The organism is Aquamicrobium lusatiense, assembly GCF_014201615.1.
GTDB classification, from domain to species: Bacteria; Pseudomonadota; Alphaproteobacteria; order Rhizobiales; family Rhizobiaceae; genus Mesorhizobium; species Mesorhizobium lusatiense.
The window spans coordinates 92,894-110,848 of sequence record NZ_JACHEU010000002.1 but is presented as its reverse complement, the minus strand read 5'-3'; the positions used below and the strand labels follow the sequence as shown (position 1 = coordinate 110,848).

The 17,955-nt window shown below is 62.2% G+C and carries 15 protein-coding genes; 9 read left to right on the top strand and 6 right to left on the bottom strand.

The genetic code is table 11. The features are described from left to right. The 5 genes from HNR59_RS14540 to HNR59_RS14520 all read left to right on the top strand — a co-directional run bounded on the left by HNR59_RS14540 (position 1) and on the right by HNR59_RS14520 (position 6,296). Entirely contained in the window at positions 1-1,191 is a 1,191-nt protein-coding gene (locus HNR59_RS14540; RefSeq protein ID WP_183831745.1) for a branched-chain amino acid ABC transporter permease, read from the top strand. Further along, positions 1,188-1,979 (top strand): ABC transporter ATP-binding protein, encoded by a 792-nt coding sequence (locus HNR59_RS14535; RefSeq protein ID WP_183831744.1) that lies wholly within the window; start codon positions 1,188-1,190, stop codon positions 1,977-1,979. The genes HNR59_RS14540 and HNR59_RS14535 overlap by 4 nt, the downstream gene beginning before the upstream one ends. Further along, positions 1,972-2,673 (top strand): ABC transporter ATP-binding protein, encoded by a 702-nt coding sequence (locus HNR59_RS14530; protein ID WP_183831743.1) that lies wholly within the window; start codon positions 1,972-1,974, stop codon positions 2,671-2,673. Before HNR59_RS14535 ends, HNR59_RS14530 begins: the two co-directional genes overlap by 8 nt. Positions 2,674-2,887: 214 nt before the next feature. After that, on the top strand, positions 2,888-5,032 hold the full coding sequence (locus HNR59_RS14525) for a TonB-dependent receptor domain-containing protein (protein WP_183831742.1): 2,145 nt from the start codon (positions 2,888-2,890) through the stop codon (positions 5,030-5,032). A 22-nt stretch (positions 5,033-5,054) separates the two neighbouring features. Further along, positions 5,055-6,296: an FAD-dependent oxidoreductase gene (locus HNR59_RS14520; RefSeq protein WP_183831968.1), complete on the top strand. Its 1,242-nt coding sequence runs from the start codon at positions 5,055-5,057 to the stop codon at positions 6,294-6,296. Between the two features lie 18 nt (positions 6,297-6,314). Here the strand turns inward: HNR59_RS14520 and HNR59_RS14515 are convergent, their stop codons facing one another. Then, positions 6,315-7,220, bottom strand: coding sequence for a LysR family transcriptional regulator (locus tag HNR59_RS14515; protein ID WP_183831741.1), 906 nt, complete (start codon positions 7,218-7,220; stop codon positions 6,315-6,317). Positions 7,221-7,325: 105 nt separating this feature from the next. On the opposite strand from HNR59_RS14515, the gene HNR59_RS14510 reads away from it, so the two are divergent. The 4 genes from HNR59_RS14510 (at position 7,326) to HNR59_RS14495 (ending at position 11,934) form a co-directional block, all read left to right on the top strand. Further along, positions 7,326-8,351 (top strand): zinc-dependent alcohol dehydrogenase family protein, encoded by a 1,026-nt coding sequence (locus tag HNR59_RS14510; protein WP_183831967.1) that lies wholly within the window; start codon positions 7,326-7,328, stop codon positions 8,349-8,351. 346 nt (positions 8,352-8,697) lie between these two features. Next, a complete protein-coding gene (locus HNR59_RS14505; protein WP_183831740.1) occupies positions 8,698-9,387 on the top strand; it encodes a GntR family transcriptional regulator in 690 nt (229 codons plus the stop codon). Further along, positions 9,387-10,508: an NAD(P)/FAD-dependent oxidoreductase gene (locus HNR59_RS14500; RefSeq protein ID WP_183831739.1), complete on the top strand. Its 1,122-nt coding sequence runs from the start codon at positions 9,387-9,389 to the stop codon at positions 10,506-10,508. Before HNR59_RS14505 ends, HNR59_RS14500 begins: the two co-directional genes overlap by 1 nt. Positions 10,509-10,524: 16 nt before the next feature. Further along, the gene (locus HNR59_RS14495) at positions 10,525-11,934 is read left to right on the top strand and encodes an FAD-binding oxidoreductase (RefSeq protein WP_183831738.1); all 1,410 of its coding nucleotides are present in this window, start codon (positions 10,525-10,527) and stop codon (positions 11,932-11,934) included. Between the two features lie 15 nt (positions 11,935-11,949). Here HNR59_RS14495 and HNR59_RS14490 read toward each other — a convergent pair whose 3' ends face one another. The 5 genes from HNR59_RS14490 to HNR59_RS14470 are packed head-to-tail and all read right to left on the bottom strand — an operon-like array spanning position 11,950 to position 17,946. Continuing rightward, on the bottom strand, positions 11,950-12,642 hold the full coding sequence (locus HNR59_RS14490; RefSeq protein WP_246374724.1) for a GntR family transcriptional regulator: 693 nt from the start codon (positions 12,640-12,642) through the stop codon (positions 11,950-11,952). A gap of 24 nt (positions 12,643-12,666) precedes the next feature. Continuing rightward, positions 12,667-13,716 (bottom strand): histone deacetylase family protein, encoded by a 1,050-nt coding sequence (locus HNR59_RS14485; RefSeq protein ID WP_183831737.1) that lies wholly within the window; start codon positions 13,714-13,716, stop codon positions 12,667-12,669. A 20-nt stretch (positions 13,717-13,736) separates the two neighbouring features. Further along, a complete protein-coding gene (locus HNR59_RS14480) occupies positions 13,737-15,449 on the bottom strand; it encodes a thiamine pyrophosphate-binding protein (RefSeq protein ID WP_183831736.1) in 1,713 nt (570 codons plus the stop codon). Continuing rightward, on the bottom strand, positions 15,449-17,113 hold the full coding sequence (locus HNR59_RS14475; protein ID WP_183831735.1) for an ABC transporter ATP-binding protein: 1,665 nt from the start codon (positions 17,111-17,113) through the stop codon (positions 15,449-15,451). The genes HNR59_RS14480 and HNR59_RS14475 overlap by 1 nt, the downstream gene beginning before the upstream one ends. Beyond that, positions 17,110-17,946 (bottom strand): ABC transporter permease, encoded by an 837-nt coding sequence (locus HNR59_RS14470; RefSeq protein ID WP_210307366.1) that lies wholly within the window; start codon positions 17,944-17,946, stop codon positions 17,110-17,112. The genes HNR59_RS14475 and HNR59_RS14470 overlap by 4 nt, the downstream gene beginning before the upstream one ends. Positions 17,947-17,955 lie beyond the last annotated feature (9 nt).

Genomic DNA, 17,955 nt, shown 5'->3' with positions numbered 1-17,955 from the left:
ATGTCGCAAACCGGTATTCAAGTGGAGGCTCCGGCGGAGCGCTCCGGCACGAGCCTTGATGCCTCCATCGTCGTGGCGGTGGAGCTTGGCAGCGCGGTCCTGCTGGGCGCCTTCCTGCTCAGCGAACAGACTGCAATCGTGGTGCTGCTGCTGGCCGTCATGGGCGCCGTCTTCGGCCTCCTGCAATGGCGCCCGGCGTTCGAGGAGCGGATCGTCGCTGCCTTTCATGATCAGCAGCAACTGGCGATCGCGCTGGGAGCCGTGATCGTGATGGTCTATCCCTTCTTCATGCAGGGCAGCAGCTATGCATTGCATCTGCTTATCGTCGCGCAGCTCTATGCCGTGCTGGCGCTGGCGCTGAACTTCCAGCTCGGCAGCGCCAACATTCCCAATTTCGCGACGGGTGCCTCCTACGGCATCGGCGCCTATACCTCGGCGCTTCTGGCCATCAATTTCGGGGTGTCGTTCTGGCTGACCCTGCCGGTTGCGGCGGTCGTCGCCACCATATTCGGCTTCCTGCTGGGCTTTCCGTCGATGCGGACCAAGGACAGCTATCTGGCGCTCGTCACCATCGCTTTCGGCATCGTCGTGCATCAGCTTCTCAACAATTTCAGCTGGACAGGCGGCGCGAACGGGCTGGTCGGCATTCCCGCGCCGAGCCTTTTCGGCCACTCGTTTACCCGCCCGATCGAGGTGTTTGGATTCCGCTTGCCGAGCCAGGCGAACTTCTACTACCTGTCGGCAGCGCTCGTCGGCCTGTCGATCATCGCCGCCCGCCGCCTGCACAACAGCCGGGTCGGGCTTGCCTGGAACGCCCTGCGGGCCGACCCGCTGGCGGCGCGCTGCCAGGGCATCGACATCGTCTGGTACAAGATGCTGGCCTTCGGCGTGGATGCATTTTTGGCGGCGTTCGCGGGCACCATCTACGCCTTCTATGTCAGCTACATCTCGCCGGACAATTTTACCTTCCTCGTCTCCGTGACCATCATGACCATGGTGATCGTGGGAGGCATGGACAACACGCTGGGCGTCATCATCGGAGCCTTCCTGCTGACCATGCTGCCCGAGAAGTTGCGCATTTTCTCCGACTACAGGCTGCTGTTTGTCGGCGTGGTGGTGATCCTGTTCCTCATCCTGCGTCCGCAGGGACTGTTCCCGCAGCGCGCGCGAAACTATGGAGCCCATCGATGAGCCATCCGCTGCTTGAAGTCCGCGGCCTGTCGATCCGCTTCGGAGGTCTGGTCGCGGTCGCAGAGGTCGACCTTACGTTGAACCATTCCGAGGTGGTCTGCATCATCGGCCCGAACGGGGCGGGAAAGTCGACCCTCTTCAACCTGATCTCCGGCATCTACCGGCCAACCCACGGCAGCATGAAGCTGGAGGGTAAGGACATTACGGGCTGGCCTGCGCATCGCATCGCGGCGGCCGGTATTGCCCGCACCTTCCAGTCCAGCCGCCTGTTCAATGACCTGACCCTTCTGGACAACGTGCTGATCGGCATGCACACCCGCACCAGATCCGGTGTCTTCGACGCCTTGCTGCGTCCCGCCACCGCGCGGGCCGAGCTTGAAGCGGCGGCCGTGCGGGCAGGCGAATTGCTTCATGCGGTCTCGCCGCAACTGCATGCCCGCCGGCACACGCTTGCCGGCGCGCTGCCGCAGGCCGATCGTCGCCGTCTTGAGATCGTGCGGGCACTGGCCTCGGAGCCCAGGGTCATCATGCTGGACGAGCCGTCTTCGGGAATGGACGACCGCGACACGGACGGGCTGATGGCCGATGTGCGCAGGGTGATGGCCGAGCGACCGGGCCTCTCCTTCCTGATCATCGAACATGACATGCGCCTCGTCGCGGCGCTGCCCGACCGGGTGGCGGTGATCGACTATGGCCGCAAGATCGCCGATGGCGATTTCTCGCAGGTGCGGCTCATGCCGCGCGTACAGGAAGCCTATCTCGGACAGAAGGCAGCGCATCATGCTTGAGATGAATTCCGTCAGCACGAGTTATGGTTCGGTGCCGATGCTGCGGGATGTCTCGCTGCAGGTGGGGCCGAGCGAGATGGTGTGCCTGCTCGGGCCGAACGGCGCCGGCAAGAGCACCACCTTCAATGCCATCTGCGGCCTGCTGCGCAGCGACAGCGGTTCCATCCGGATCGCCGGACAGGACGTGAAGGAATGCGGCACGGAGCGGCTGGCCAGTCTTGGCGCGGGCTTCGTTCCGGAGGGGCGGCGGCTGTTTCCGACGCTGACCGTTCGCGAGAACCTGCGGCTTGCCTTCGATGCGGCGCGCAATCCCGCGCTTGACTTCGAGACGCAACTCGAACGCATGGCCGATCTCTTCCCGCGCATCCGTGAGCGGCTGGGCCAGAAAGCTGGCACCATGTCCGGTGGCGAGCAGGCCATGGTGGCGCTGGCGCGCGCGCTGATCGGCGATCCCAGGCTGGTGGTGATGGATGAGCCGTCGCTCGGACTGTCGCCGAAGCTCATCGACGAATATTTCCAGATCGTTTCCCGTATCCGCGACGAGGGAAAGGCCGTGCTGCTGATCGAGCAGAATGCGGAAACAGCCCTTTCGATCGCCGAGAGGGGGTATCTGCTGATCCGCGGCAAGATCGCGCTGAGCGGCAAGAGCTCGGACCTGCTGCAGGACGATACCATCCGCCACCTTTATCTCTGAGGCCGGAGCCTTCACGCGCGGGATACGGTAGCGCTTCCGGGGAGCAGGCATATGCCGGTGTTCCCGGTGGCGCTTTTCGGGAAGCAGTGCCCCTGCGGCAATCGCATTGGCCATCCTTGATGGAACCGGTGCGATCTGTTTTTTTAAACTTGACTCGTGATGTTATATAATTACAAAACGCGAACTCCAACCATCCGGTTTTCAGGAGAGTTCCGTGGCCATTGTTCCGCTGCGCAGCGAGAAGCTGCTTGTCGCCACCGCTTTGTCGACGGGTGTCGCGCTTCTATGCGCGATGACCCATGCATCGGCGCAGCAAACTGCGGACGACGGGAGCTCCACCCTGCTCGACACCATCGTGGTGCCTGCCGGAAAGCGGGCACGGCTGGGTGCCGAGGACGCCAGGGCGCTGCGCGAGGCGGATTTCCGTGCGTCGTCATCCGTTCGCACCGTGACACGCGAAGAGATAAAGCAGATCGGACCCGGCCGGCCGGACAACATCCTGCAAACGGTTCCCGGCGTGTTCACGCAAGGGCAGGCGCGGATGCCCGGCGTTTCTGTAAACGTACGCGGCATGCAGGATTTCGGCCGCACCAATGTTTCGATCGACGGTGCGCGCCAGACTTTCCAGTACACGACGGCGGGGCCGATGGGCATGGCATTCATCGACCCCGCCCTTGTTCGCGGCGTGTCCATCGCGAAGGGAACGGTCGCGACCGAGGGCGGTGCTGGCTCGCTCGGTGGAATCGTCAATTTTCGGACGCTCGAACTGGACGACATTCTTACCGGCGGCAAGAATTGGGGTGCTGAAGCCACCACGACCTATGGCACGAACGGCTACAACTGGTCGGGCACGCTGGCCGCAGGTGCGCGCAACGACCGCATCTCCGGGATTGGCGCGCTCAGCTTTCGCGATTCAGGGCGCTACAGGGACGGCAACGGGAAGTACGCCAACCAGACCGGACAGGACCTCGTCTCAGGGCTGGCAAAGGTCGGCCTTCAGTTGAGCGATGACCAGACGCTCGATCTCGGCTTCATCCGCTATCACAACGAATTCGCGCTCAACTCCACCGAGTTCGACGCCAATGTCACCACGCTGACGGCGAAGCATCGTTACGATCCCGACAGCGATCTGGTCGATCTGCGCACCAATGCCTACTACAACAAGACGAAGGTCAACCAGTACTGGTTCACCGGCAACCTGATTGCCGGCGAGGACATCGACTACAACAATGACAGCTTCGGCTTCGATGTCAGCAATGTCTCGCGCTTTTCAGCTGGCGATGTCGCTCTGGCCCTGAAATACGGGATGGAGGGCACATGGGACCGGGTTCGCACCGAAGAAACCGGCCCGGACACACATCAGACCTCATCCGGCTGGACGCCGTCCGGCAATCGCAGCATCGTTTCCGGTTTTGCCGAGATGACGGCGACGAAGGGCATGTTCGACCTGACGGCGGCCGCGCGCATCGATCACTTCTCGCTGTCGGGCTCGGGCAACAATCCGACCACCGGAACGGGAGGCATGCCAGCTGTGCCGGCCGGCCCGTTCTCGGTCGACAAATCCGAGACGGCTGTGAGCCCGAAGGTAACGCTGGCCGCGCGGCCGGCACCGTGGCTTTCCGTCTACGGAAGCTATGGGCTCGGCTTCCGCCCGCCGGCGATCACGGAAACACTGATGGCCAACCGCCATCCCGGTTTTGTCGGGAATTTCGTGCGCTTCTATCCCAATCCCTTCCTCGAACCCGAGCGCTCGAAGGGATGGGAGGCCGGTGCCAATCTGGTTTTCGACAATGTGCTGCGGGCGGGCGACGGCCTGCGCCTCAAGGGCAGCTACTATTCCAGCGAGATCGACGATTACATCGTCTCCATGCAGGGAAGCTGCGTGGCCGCGACCTGCTTCTATTTCGACAATGTGGCTGGCACCAGCAAGGTGAAGGGGTTTGAGCTGGACGCAGCCTATGATGCCGGTTTCGCCTTCGCAGGCCTCGGCTATCACCGCATCAACGCGGACCTGCCGGTGCCGTCTGCTGGTCTCGGCGTCTTCGCCGGGCCGCCGAAACAGGTCTGGACGCTGACCGCCGGGGTCCGGCTGTTCGAGGACCGGCTGACACTTGGCGGGCGCGTGCGCAGCGTTTCTGAGAGCGTCTATGGCGGGCAGGCCTCGACGGGAACACCGCCTTCCGGCGTCGAACCCTACCGGCTTTACGATGCGTTCGCCTCATACAAGGTCAGCGAAAATCTCGATCTCAATTTCACCGCAGAAAACCTGACTGATAAGGTATACAAGCCGGGCATGACCGCGGATTCGATGAACGGTCCGGGCCGCACGCTGAAATTCAGCATCGCGGCGCGGTTCTGACCGCAAAGACAGGAGATCGATGATGGACCAGCCCGCAACATCCAGAACGATCGACACGCAATGCGTGGTCGCCGGCTCCGGCCCCGGCGGGCTCATGCTCGGCCTGCTTCTGGCGCGGGCAGGGGTCGACGTCACCGTGGTGGAGAAGCACGCCGATTTCCTGCGCGACTTCAGGGGCGACACGGTGCATCCCTCGACGCTCGACATCATCGACCAGCTTGGGCTGCTGGAAGAGCTGCTCAAGGTGCCGCACACGCAGGCACCGCGGCTGCATGCCGAGATCGGCGGCAGGGACGTCACCATCGCCGATTTCTCGCGCCTGCCGACGAAATGCCGCTTCATCGCCTTCATGCCGCAGTGGGATTTCCTAGATTTTCTGGCGCGCGAGGCGAGGAAATTGCCGAATTTCCACATCGTCATGTCGGCCGAGGTCACCGACCTGATCGAGGACGGCGGACGCATTGCCGGGCTTGTCGCCCGCACGCCGGACGGTTCGGTCGAAATCAGGGCGCCGCTCGTCGTCGGTGCGGATGGCCGCAATTCCGTCGTGCGGGCAAAGGCCGGGCTGGAAGTCGAAAGCTTCGGCGCGCCGAGCGACGTCTTGTGGATGAAGCTCTCCCATCAGCCGGACGATCCGCCCTACACGATGGGGCATGGCGGACCGCGCCAGGGCTTCGTGATGGTGGATCGCGGCGATTACTGGCAGTGCGGCTATGTGGTGCGCAAGGGCAGCTTCGCCGAGGTGAAGGAAAAGGGCATCGAGGCGTTCCGCGAAGCGGTGGCGGCCGTCTCGCCGCTTCCGGCCGACCGTGTCGGGGAAATCAGGTCATGGGATGAAGTTCACCTGCTTTCCATCCGCATCGACCGGCTGAAAAGCTGGTGGCGGCCGGGGCTGCTGTGCATTGGAGACGCCGCGCACGCGATGTCGCCCATCGGCGGCTTCGGCGTGAACCTCGCCATTCAGGATGCCGTGGCGGCAGCCAACATATTGTCCGTTCCTCTGCGCGAGGACAGGCTGGCCGACCGCTATCTTGCGGCGGTGGAAAAGCGCCGGGCCTTCCCGACCAAAGCCACGCAGAAACTTCAGCTTATGATGCAGTCGAGCAGCAAGAAGCGTCAGGAAAGCGCAACGAAGCGCAGCGGCCCGCCTTCCTTCGTGAGGGGCATTGCCCGCTGGCCATTTCTCGCCCATCTGACCGGACGCCTTGTCGGACTGGGGATCCGTTCGGAGAAGGTGAACATGGCGGCGCTGAAAGCGCGCTGACCTACCTTTGCCGGCGGCCTACAGTTCCGCGCTTCCGGGCAGGGCTGCCGCCAGAGCATCGATGGCAAGGCGCACCCGCAATGGAAGATGCGGGGTTTCGGGCCACAGCGCGTGAGTGCGAAACACCAGCCGCGGCACGTCCTGCAGGAGCGGAAGCAGGCGTCCGTTGTGAACACGCTCGCGGATGAGCCAGCAGGGCAGCCATGCCAGCCCGTGGCCGGCCTCTGCGGCATCGGCGATGGCTTCCAGATCGTCGAACCGCATCCGGCTGGCGGGCGTAACCTCCAGCATGCCATTTTCGGAGGTCGGGAACTGCCATGTCCGGATGCGGCCGGCGCGGCCATAGGTGATGGCGTGATGCGCCATCAGATCGTCGAGCGTTTCGGGCCTGCCATGTCTGGCGACGTAGTCGGGCGAGCCGCACACGGTCATGCGCTGAAGGCTGATCGTGCGTGTCATCAGTCCGGCGCCATCTCCCGTATCGCCATTGCGGATGGCGAGGTCGAAGCCGTCCTCGATGAGATCCACCGGGCGGTCGCTGAAGGAGAGATCGATTTCCAGCCTTCGATGGCTGGCCGCCAGACCGGCGAGAACCGGCGCCACGCAGCGCCGCCCGAACAGCACAGGCATTGATACGCGCAGCCTGCCTGAGGCCTCGCGGCGGCCGGTTTCCAGCGCTGATTCCCCCATGCGCAGTTCTTCGAGCGCTCTTGAGCAGCGCTCGTAATAGACCTGTCCGTCCTCGGTGAGGCTCTGGCTGCGGGTGGTGCGATGGAAAAGGCGCACCTCCAGCCGTGCCTCGATGCGGGCGATGGTCTTGGCCACCGCCGAGCGCGTGAGGTGAAGCCGCTCGGCCGCAGCGGCGAAGCTGCCACATTCCACCGTTGCCACAAAAACATCCACGCCATTGAGATGATCGCTCATCTATTGTCATCCTGAACTATCCAATCAATGGAACAAATATCACCACTGGATAGGATATGGAAACGGTATGGTCGCCGTTCCAAACATCGGAACAAGGACCGTATGATGAAAGAGACAATGAAGCGCTGGGAAATGGATGCCATCGGCCGCGACAGGCTTGAGCTGCGAGAGGTTCCGGTGCCCTGCCCGCAGGCTGGTGAAGTTCTCGTGAAGGTAAACGCAGCCTCTCTCAACTACCGCGACAGGCTGGTGATCGATGGCGGCATGGGCCTGCCGCTTGCCTTTCCTTTCACGCCCGGTTCCGACCTCGCGGGAGAGGTGGCTGCTGTCGGAGAAGGCACCAGTCGCTTCGGCATCGGCGACAGGGTGATCTCTAACTTCGCGCCGGACTGGATAGACGGAGCGCCCAAGGGCGACGCGCGCACGCCTCCCTACCGCACGCTCGGCGGGGTCTATCCCGGCGTGCTGGCGGAATATGTGGCATTTCCGGAGGAATGGCTGGTGCGGGCGCCCGCAACGCTTTCCGATGCGCAAGCGAGCACTTTGCCGTGCGCCGGCCTGACCGCATGGTTCTCGCTTGTCGAAAAGGGGAAGGTCCGCGCCGGCGAGACGGTGATCGTCGAGGGAACCGGGGGCGTTGCCCTTTTCGGGCTTCAGATCGCCAAGGCACATGGGGCCCGTGTGATCGTGATTTCAGGCAGCGCGGAAAAGCTGGAACGGGCACGGCTGCTCGGGGCCGATCACGGCATCGACCGCACGGCGCAGGACTGGCCAGAGGCCGTACTGCGCATCACGCACGATCATGGTGCCGATCATGTTCTGGAACTGGTGGGAGGGCCGCACCTCGGCAGGGCGGTGCAGGCCGCGGCCATAGACGGGCGCGTCTATCAGATCGGGGTCATGGAGGGTTTCGACATTGCCGCTTCCGCCGGGCCGCTGATGCTGAAGAACGTGGTCGTTCACGGCATCGGCGTGGGACATCGCAGAGCGCTGGAAGATCTTGTCGCCGCGGTCGACCAGACAGGCATCAAACCCGTCATCGACACGCGCTATCCCTTCGCCGATCTGCCTGCCGCCCTCGACCGGCTGGATCGCGGCGCGTTCGGCAAGCTCGTCATCGACGTGGGGTGACGCCGGCGCGCGTATGCGCTTTCATGTGTTGACCTTAGGGACCAAAGGCATGACTGCTTGTCTCTGTCTGCAACCAAGGCCGGGACAAGCAGATATTTCTACGCTGCGGCACTTGCCGTTTGCGTTAGATGGCACATGCGGCATGTTTTGAGGTCGCAATCCAGCTGCCTGTCGTTTTTCGCACTCTGGTAATCGGAACCATCACAGGAGACTGCTCTTCACTTTCTTGCGCGCGGCGTTGCCAAAACGGCTTTTTCAGTCTTGCTATTTGGTGTGTGATGCATCATGTTTTTTGATGTGCCGATATCTGTTTCGGTCAAAGTGTTGATGACAGGATGGAAGCGGCATGCAGCCAGACTTCAGCCTCGCGGCGCTGGAAAAGGAAAACCTTGGCGAGACGGTTTACAACCGGCTGGCAGAGGCCCTGATGAAAGGCCGCTTCGCGCCGGATGCACGTCTCACCATCCGTGATCTGGCGCAGTCGCTCGGCACCAGCGTCACGCCGGTGCGTGATGCCATTCTGCGGCTTATTCAGGATGATGCCCTTGTGCAGAAATCGGCGCGCGAGGTGCGCGTGCCGGTGATCACGCCGGACCGCTACCGCGAAATCCGCATGATCCGGCTGAAACTTGAAGGACTGGCGGCACGGGAGACGGCGCTGCGTGCCGGACCGGAAGATGTTGCGCGGTTGCGCAATCTTGTCGAGCGCAATGAGCAGGCTCTGGCTGCTTGCGACTGGGCGGCGGCGCTTGAATTGAACCAGACCTTCCATTTTGCGCTCGCGGACATTGCCGGACTGCCACTGCTGCGCGGCATTCTTCATCGTCTGTGGCTTCAGATGGGGCCTCTGATAGCGGAGGCCTATCAGCCGGGCGGGCGGGTGATGATCGATCATCACCATGAGCTTGTGAAGGCCGTGGAGGCAGGCGATCCGGATGCCGCGGAGCGCGCAATCGAAAGCGATATAGGCGACGCGGGCAGCATCATTCTGGACAGGCTGACGGCGCGTTCCAAATCCAATGCGGGCGAACTTTGATGGATGAAGTCGATTGCATCGTTGCCGGTGCTGGTGTCGTTGGTCTTGCCGTGGCGCGGGAACTGGCTTTGAGCGGACGAGACGTCCTCATCCTCGAAGCTGCCGATGCGATTGGCACGGCCACGAGTTCCCGAAATTCCGAGGTCATCCATGCCGGGCTATACTATGCGCCCGGATCGCTGAAGGCCGGGCTTTGTGTGTCCGGTCGTGACAGCCTTTATGAGTATTGTGCAGAGCGTGGCATTCCGCATCAGCGCTGCGGCAAGCTGATCGTGGCCACCGGTGCGGGGCAGGAGGCGGCGCTGGATGCCATTGCCGACAATGCCGGAAAAAGCGGGGCCGGTGCCTTGCAGAAACTGACTGCGGCCGAGGTGAAGGAACTGGAGCCGGCGCTTGCCTGCACCGCCGCCTTGCTATCGCCCGACACCGGCATCGTCGACAGCCATGCGCTGATGCTGTCTCTGCTGGGCGATGCCGAAGCGGCCGGAGCCATGCTCGGCCTCAACACCGAAATCTCCGGCGGCCGTGTGGAGGCTGGACGGGTCGTTCTGACGACGCGCGACACCCAAAGCGGCGACACGTTCGAGATCGCCACCCGCCATTTCGTCAATGCGGCCGGGCTTGGGGCAACGGCTCTGGCCGGTGCGCTCGAAGGGCTTGATCCGCGTTTCGTTCCGCAGCAGCGCCTCGCCAAGGGCAACTACTTCTCGGTCACCGGCCGCGCTCCCTTCTCGCGCCTCATCTATCCGGTGCCGGAGCCCGGCGGGCTCGGCATCCACCTGACGCTGGACCTGAACGGCATCGCACGTTTCGGCCCCGATGTGGAATGGGTGGAAGGGCTCGATTATCGGGTCGATCCGGCCCGCGCACAGCGCTTCTACGGTGCGATCCGCACCTATTGGCCCGAGCTGGCAGATGACAGCCTGCAACCGGCCTATAGCGGCATCCGTCCCAAGCTTTCGGGCCCCGGCGAAGCCAACGCCGATTTCGTCATTCATGGGCCTGATGCCCACGGCATTGCAGGTCTCGTGAACCTGTTCGGCATCGAAAGCCCCGGCCTCACCTCATGTCTCGCCATCGCCCGGCACGTCGCGCAGGCGCTCACCCGCTCCGATGGCTGATACCCGGAAACAGAATATGCGCGACAGGAATTGTGCCTTCGACCTCGCCATGAAGGAGTGTCTCGGCGAACGAGGATGGCTGACACGTCCTGAAGACAAAGCCGCTCATGCGCGCGACTGGCTGGACCGCTATGGCGAAGTCCCGCTTGGCATTGCCCGGCCTGCAAGCACTGCGGAGGTGTCGGCCATCGTCCGGCTTTGCGCTGAGCATGGGATCTCCATTGTTCCACAGGGTGGAAACACCAGCCTCAACGGGGGCAGCGTCGCAATCAGCCCGGCCAGCGTGATCCTCTCGATGGCGCGGATGAACCGCATCCACACGATCGATGCTGCGGACTTTACCGCTACCGTGGAAGCAGGGGTCGTTCTGGCGCATCTTCATGAGAAGCTCACCGCGCATAATCTTGCCTTTCCGTTGCACCTGGGTGCCGAAGGCAGCGCTCAGATCGGTGGATTGATTGGCACCAATGCCGGTGGCAGCCATGCCATGCGCTACGGAATGATGCAGGATCTGGTGCTCGGCCTTGAGGTCGTTCTTGCCGATGGCACCGTCTGGGATGGCTCGCGTGCCCTGATCAAGGACAATGCCGGTTATCAGTTGCGCCGGCTGTTTTGCGGATCTGAGGGAACGCTCGGCATTGTCACCAAAGCTGTGTTGCGGCTGTTTCCGGCACCGGTCGCGCGCGCGACAGCCCTGCTTGCCCTACCGGACCCCGATGCTGCCCTGCGCATCGGCGCGTTGCTTCGTGCGTCGACGGGCGAGTTTCTGACGGCCGTGGAGTTCTTCAATGAGCCTGGCCTTTCGCTGCTCCTGAAGCATGTCCCCCACATTTCCCGACCACTTGAGACACCGGGCCCGGTCTACCTGCTGGTCGAGATCGCGACCTCCATTCCTGAAATCGAGCTTCCCGACATTCTGGATCGTGCTTTGAGTGCGGCTTTTGAAACAGGGGATGTGCTTGATGGGACGATCGCGACCAGCGAGGCCCAGCGTGCCGCTCTCTGGAGAATTCGGGAGGAATTGCCTGAAGGGCAACGTCTGGAAGGCAGGCAGATCAAGCACGATGTCTCGGTGCCGGTAGCACGGCTTGCGGCATTCGTGGCTGAAGCATCAGCCGGGTCAGAAAGGGTTCTGGCGGGCGTGCGCGTCAATCCGTTCGGTCATCTCGGTGACGGCAATGTGCACTTCAATCTTTCACCACCCGAAGGCTGCACTGACTTCGAGGAGCGCGAAATGCAGCTTTCACAGGCCGTTTACGAGGCTGCCGTTCGCCATGGCGGATCGATTGCCGCCGAGCATGGTCTGGGGCAGGCGAAGGTGGAACTTGCGGATCGCTTTCGCAGCACGACGGAGCGCTCGCTGATGCGGCAGCTGAAATCCACATTGGATCCGCATGGCATCATGAACCCGGGCAAGGTGGTGTGAGGCCTACCGCACGGCTTAAGCGGACCGCGCTGCGGACAGCTCCCGTTCCCGTTCGCCAGCAAGCGCCCCGCGCAGCAAAAGCACTTCGCCGCCGCTGAGGATGTCGTCCTGAATCGCCTTTCGTGCTGCCGGCCCATCGGCAAGCCGTATGGATTCCAGCACGCTGTAGTGATGGTCTATCATCACCCGTCCGCCGGCATCGTATCCGGAGGCGATCAGCGGACCCATCTGCAGCCAGAGATTTTCAAGCACGCCGCGCAGCGTCGGCATCTCTCCGATCTCGGGCAATGCGAGATGAAATTTCTGGTTCATTCGCAGCGAGCGCAGATGATCGTCCATCGCCATCGCCTCTTCATTCTCGGCCAGAATGTCTTCGAGGTAAGCGATGTCGCTGGATTTGGCGAACTGGGCGGCGCGCTCGGCGGCGAGACCTTCCAGTTCGACCCTGATCATGCGGATCTCCAGATAGCGGGAGCGTTCGAGAAATGGCACGCGGATATCGCGCGGACTTTGAAAAAGAAGGCCGCCATTGTTTACAAGCCGCAGCACCGCGTCGCGAACGGGGGTTACGCTCACGCCAATCTTGTCCGCGAGGTCACGGATCTTAAGCCGGGTTCCCGCAGGCAGGGCACCCGACATCAGATCATAGGCAAGCCGGTCGTAGACCTCAGCGGCAAGGCTGCTCTTGTCACCAGTGGTATCGTTCAATCTTGCGCCTCCTTTTAGGTCCGGTCAGGCACCTGACTGCAATTCGCGAAGGAAGCCCTCAAGGCATGCGCCTATGACCGAAACCTGATACCCACCTTCCTGCACGACCAGCACGGGGATGTTCAGGTCTCCCAGCTTCCTGCCTGCGGCAGAAAAGGCTTCTGTCGTAACCTTTACCATGCTCAGCGGATCTTCCACATGGGTGTCGTAACCAAGGGCAAGAACGAGAGCTTCTGCGCCATATGCCTTTACGGCGTCGATGCCCCGCTGAACTCCATCCAGGAAGGTGTCGTTACCGCTGTGGGGGGCAAGCGGGATGTTGAGGTTGTACCCTTCGCCATCCCCGTGGCCGGTCTCGTGCACACGGCCGGTGAAGAACGGATTGTAGTGATCGGGATCGACATGGACAGAGACGGTCAGAACATCGCTGCGCCGGTAGAATATTTCCTGTGTGCCGTCCCCATGATGCGCATCGATGTCCAGAACAGCGACCTTCGCGAACTTCTCACGCAGGCGCTGGGCGGCGATGGCGGAATTGTTCATATAGCAGAAGCCGGAAGCACGATCGACGCGGCAGTGATGGCCGGACGGGCGGCACAGGGCATAGGCAAGCGTTTCCCCGTCGAGCAGCGCGTCGGCGCCAGCCGTGGCTGTATGGCTTGAGCGCAGAACCGATTGCCAGGTGTGTTCGCCGATCGGAACCGCAAGATCACCAAGATAGTAACCCGTTTGCGCCAGAAGCTGATCGGTGGGGCAGGGCGGACGCATATCTCTGGAAGGGTCGCCGTTCCAGTAGGGGAAGGTGTTGGGGAGCACTTCCGGACCGTGCTCCGGCAGGTCGATCCAGCGCCCATAGGCTGTTTCCAGATAATCGAGATAGTGGACAGCATGAATTTTTTCGGCCGGGCCACGGCCGTAATCCTGTGGTTGCTCGGGCTTGATCCCGAGCCGTGCAAGCGCCTTCAGCAGTTCTTCGGTACGCGCCGGCACGTCGTTCGCTTCGCAGATGCGGCCATAGCGCATGAATTGCAGCGGATTATGTATCGCCTGATCCGGATGATAGAAAGCACGCATAGGATGGTTCCTTTCAGAGGCTAGTGCTGCGCGGATCGGGCCAGCGCGTTTTCCGTGATCTGGCTGAGGCGGGTATCGGGCGTGATGTATTCCACGTCGTAGCGCAACTCCAGCAGGGCGGGGCGGTTGTGCTCACGGGCGAAGGCACGGGCGCGCGCAAGACTTTCTGCGAAATCGTCCGTCTTTTCCACCACCTCGCCAAGCGCGCCATAGGAGCGGGCAAGGGCCGCAAAATCCGGGTTTTCGAGGTTGAGCGCGAAAGCGCGAGCAGGGTATTCGCGTTCCTGATGCGCCTTGATCGTTCCCCAGGCGCGGTTGTTGCAAAGCAGGATGACGATGCCCAGCCGGTGCTGTACGGCGGTGCCGATCTCCTGCATTGTCATCTGGAAGCAGCCGTCGCCGGCAAAGGCGAATGCCTCGCGTTCCGGGAAAGCGAGTTTGGCGGCAATTGCAGCAGGCAGGCCATATCCCATGGAGCCGCAAATCGGCGACGCCTGAGTTCCCAGATGCGAGAATTGCATGAACCGGTGCGGGAAAAGAGCGAAATTGCCGGCGCCGACCGACACGAACGCATCCTGCGGCAGCACTTCGGCCATGTGCAGACACGCCTGCGAGAGATCGAAGGCGGAATCCGTCGGATGCGGCAGACGGGATTTCTGGTAGTCCTCGTTTGCAGATCTTGCCAGCCCGGCCCAGTTGAGAGGAGCGTCGGGCTTCAGACCTGCCAGAGCCGTGGCCGCGCCGACGGGATCGGCTGCGATCGCCAGTGTCGGGCGATAGACATGCCCAAGTTCGTCGCTGTCAGGATGAATGTGAACCAGTTTCTGAACGGGAACGGGGCTTTCAACCAGCTTGTAGCCTTCGGTTGTCGGCTCATCCAGCCGCGAGCAGACCGAGATCAACAGGTCTGCTTCCATGATGCGCTGCGCAAGAGCACGGTCGGTCCCGTAGCCTACGTGACCTGCGAAATTGGGATGGCGGTTGTCGAACACCTCCTGCCGGCGCCAGGAAACACCGACCGGAAGGTCAAAGCGCTCGGCAAATGCGGCCAGATTTGCGCGCGCCTCATCGGTCCATCCTGTGCCTCCCGCTATGACGAAGGGGCGTCTGGCTTCTTTCAGCAGCAGTGCGAGTGCTGCCATATCCGCAGCATCCGGGGTGGGGTGAGGGCGCCTGAACGGCAGGACATCGGCAACGGCGGCCTCGCCCCACAGCGTGTCCTCCGGAAGAGCCAGCACGACAGGGCCCGGCCGGCCGCTCTGGCTGATTGCGAAGGCGCGCGCGACGAATTCGGGGATACGATCTGTCCGGTCGATCTGCGCGACCCATTTTGCAACCGGCGCGAACATCTGCCTGTAGTCGATTTCCTGAAAGCAGGCGCGCTCGGTGGTGTCGGAGCCGATCTGGCCGACGAACAGGATCATGGGAGTGCCGTCCTGATGCGCGACATGAAGGCCGATGGAGGCATTTGTGGCGCCCGGACCGCGCGTGACGAAGCAGACACCCGGCTTTCCCGTCAGCTTGCCATAGGCCTCCGCCGCATAGGCCGCGCCGCCTTCCTGCCGGCAGGGCACGGTGCGGATGCTGTCGCGACGGTCGCCTAGGGCGTCGATGCATGGAAGAAAACTTTCACCCGGCACCATGAAGACAGTGCTCACGCCATGCAGTTCAAGCTGCCTGACGAGAATCTCCCCACCATGAGCAGAGGCAGGAGAAGCATTGATTGCGGACATTAGCGGCTTTCCTCATGGAGATTCTGGATAACGTGTTCGGGATGCCACTCCTTGCCCGGAATGGCTGCAATGAGCCGCTGCGTATATTCGTGCTGCGGGGCATCGAAGATTTGTGAGGGCGGTCCCATTTCCACCACTTCACCCTGCCTCATGACGGCGATCTGATCACAGATCTGGGCGGCGATTCGAAGATCGTGGGTGATGAAAATCATGCCGAGCTTCAGCTGTTCCTGAATCTCGCGCAACAGGCGCAGAACCTGCTCCTGAACCGAAACGTCCAGCGCAGAGACGCTTTCGTCGGCGATCAGAATGTCGGGATCCAGCATCAGGGCACGCGCGATGCCGATACGCTGACGCTGGCCGCCGGAGAATTCATGCGGATAGCGGACATAGGCGGACTTATCCAGCCCGACCCTTGCCAGAAGCTGCTCGGCGCGGCCGCGGGCGGTGGCTTTGTCGACACCGTTGGCCAAAGGCCCATCGGTGAGAATGCGGCCGATCGTCTGGCGCGGGTTCAACGAGGCGAAAGGATCCTGAAAGATCATCTGGATCTTCTTGCGCATGGGACGAAAGGCCGACTGGGACAGAGGAGCGATGTCCTTGCCCTGATAGAGGATCTGGCCGCCATCATTGTCGAGGAGCTTCATGATGAGCCGGCCCAGCGTGGACTTGCCGGACCCGGATTCGCCTACAACCCCGAGCGTCTGGCCCCGCCGCAATGTCAGGCTGATGTTCTGAACCGCCGGCACGATGCGGGGTTTGGAGAACAGGCCTTCCTTGCTGCGGTAGGTTTTGTTGAGGTTGCGCAGTTCCAGCAGCGGTGCCGGATCGCCTGTCTGCGTGGACGAGCCTTCCTTGCGTTCCGTTCCGCGATGAGGAACGGCTGCGATAAGACGCTGCGTATAGGGATGGCGCGGGTGGTTCAGCACCTGATCGGCGCTGCCCTGTTCCACAACAAGCCCCTTTTCCATCACGATTACGCGGTCGGCAATGTCTGCGACCACGCCGAAATCGTGAGTGACGAAGATGACCCCCATGCCCTTCGCGCGCTGGATGCGCTTTATCAGCTCAAGGATCTGGGCCTGCGTCGTGACATCCAGTGCAGTTGTGGGTTCGTCCGCGATCAGGATGGAGGGTTCGAGAGCCAGTGCCATGGCGATGACCACACGCTGGCGCTGTCCGCCCGAGAGCCTGAACGGATAGGAATGACGCATGGTCGAGGGGTCGGGAAGGCCCACATATTCCATCAGTTCGAGAACACGGGCCGAACGGGCGCTCGCATCCTCGATGCCGTGCACCAGCATGACCTCGTCTATCTGCTCGCCGACCGTCATCAATGGATTCAGGGCCGACAGCGGCTCCTGAAAGATCATGGCGATGTCGCGACCGCGCAGGTTGCGCTTTTCCTCTTCCGGCAGGGTGAGCAGATTTTTTCCGCGATAACGGATGCCGTTGCCGGTCGGCTTCAGATAGCCGGGAAGCAGGCCCATGATCGCATTGGCCGTCATGGACTTGCCCGAGCCGGATTCGCCGACGACGCAAAGGATTTCGCCTGCGCTGAGATCGTAGCTGATGTCTTCGATCGCGTTCTTGCGGTCGAAGCCCTCAGGAAGACGAATGGTCAGCTTGTCAACGCTCAGGAGTGGGGCTTGGGCAGTGCTCAATTCTTCCTCCCGCGCAGATGAGGGTTCATCACGTCGTTGATGCCTTCACCGATCAGATTGATGGCCAGAACAGCGAGCAGGATGGCCAGACCCGGGAAGAAGCTCATCCACCACGCTTCCCGCAACATGGTTCGGGCCGCACCGATCATGAAGCCCCAGCTCATCGTGTTGCGGTCTCCGAGACCAAGGAAAGAAAGGGCGCTTTCGGTCAGGATGGCAGTTGCGACCATCAGCGAGGCGGTGACGATGATGGGGGAGACGGCGTTCGGCAGGATTTGTGTCAGGATGATACGCGGGCCGCTCTGCCCGATGACCACCGCTGCCTGCACGAACTCACGCTGGCGCAGGGAGAGAAACTCCGCGCGCACCAGACGGGCCACGCTTGGCCAGGATACCACCGCGATGGCGAGTGTGATGGAGATGAAGCTGGGGCTGAAGATCGCCACCAGAACCACTGCCATGGCAAAGGCCGGAATGATCTGAAAGAACTCGGTGAAGCGCATGAGCAGATCGTCGACGAGGCCGCCATAGAAGCCGGCCAGCGCGCCGATCGTCACTCCGATCAGCACCGCAACAAGCGTGGAGACCACGCCGATGAGCAGCGAAACCTTGGCCCCGTGGGCTATGCCGGCCGCTATATCGCGCCCCAGCATGTCTGTGCCGAGAATATAGCTGGGGTCCTGCATCGGACGCAGAAGCGGCATGGCAACCGTCTTCCACGGGTTGCCCGGAAACAACAGGGGTGCGGTTATCGCCATCAGGATGATGAGGGTCAGAATGAGTAGCCCGATGACCGCGCCATAGTTGAGCGAGAAGCGTTTCATGAAATCCATGATCTGTCC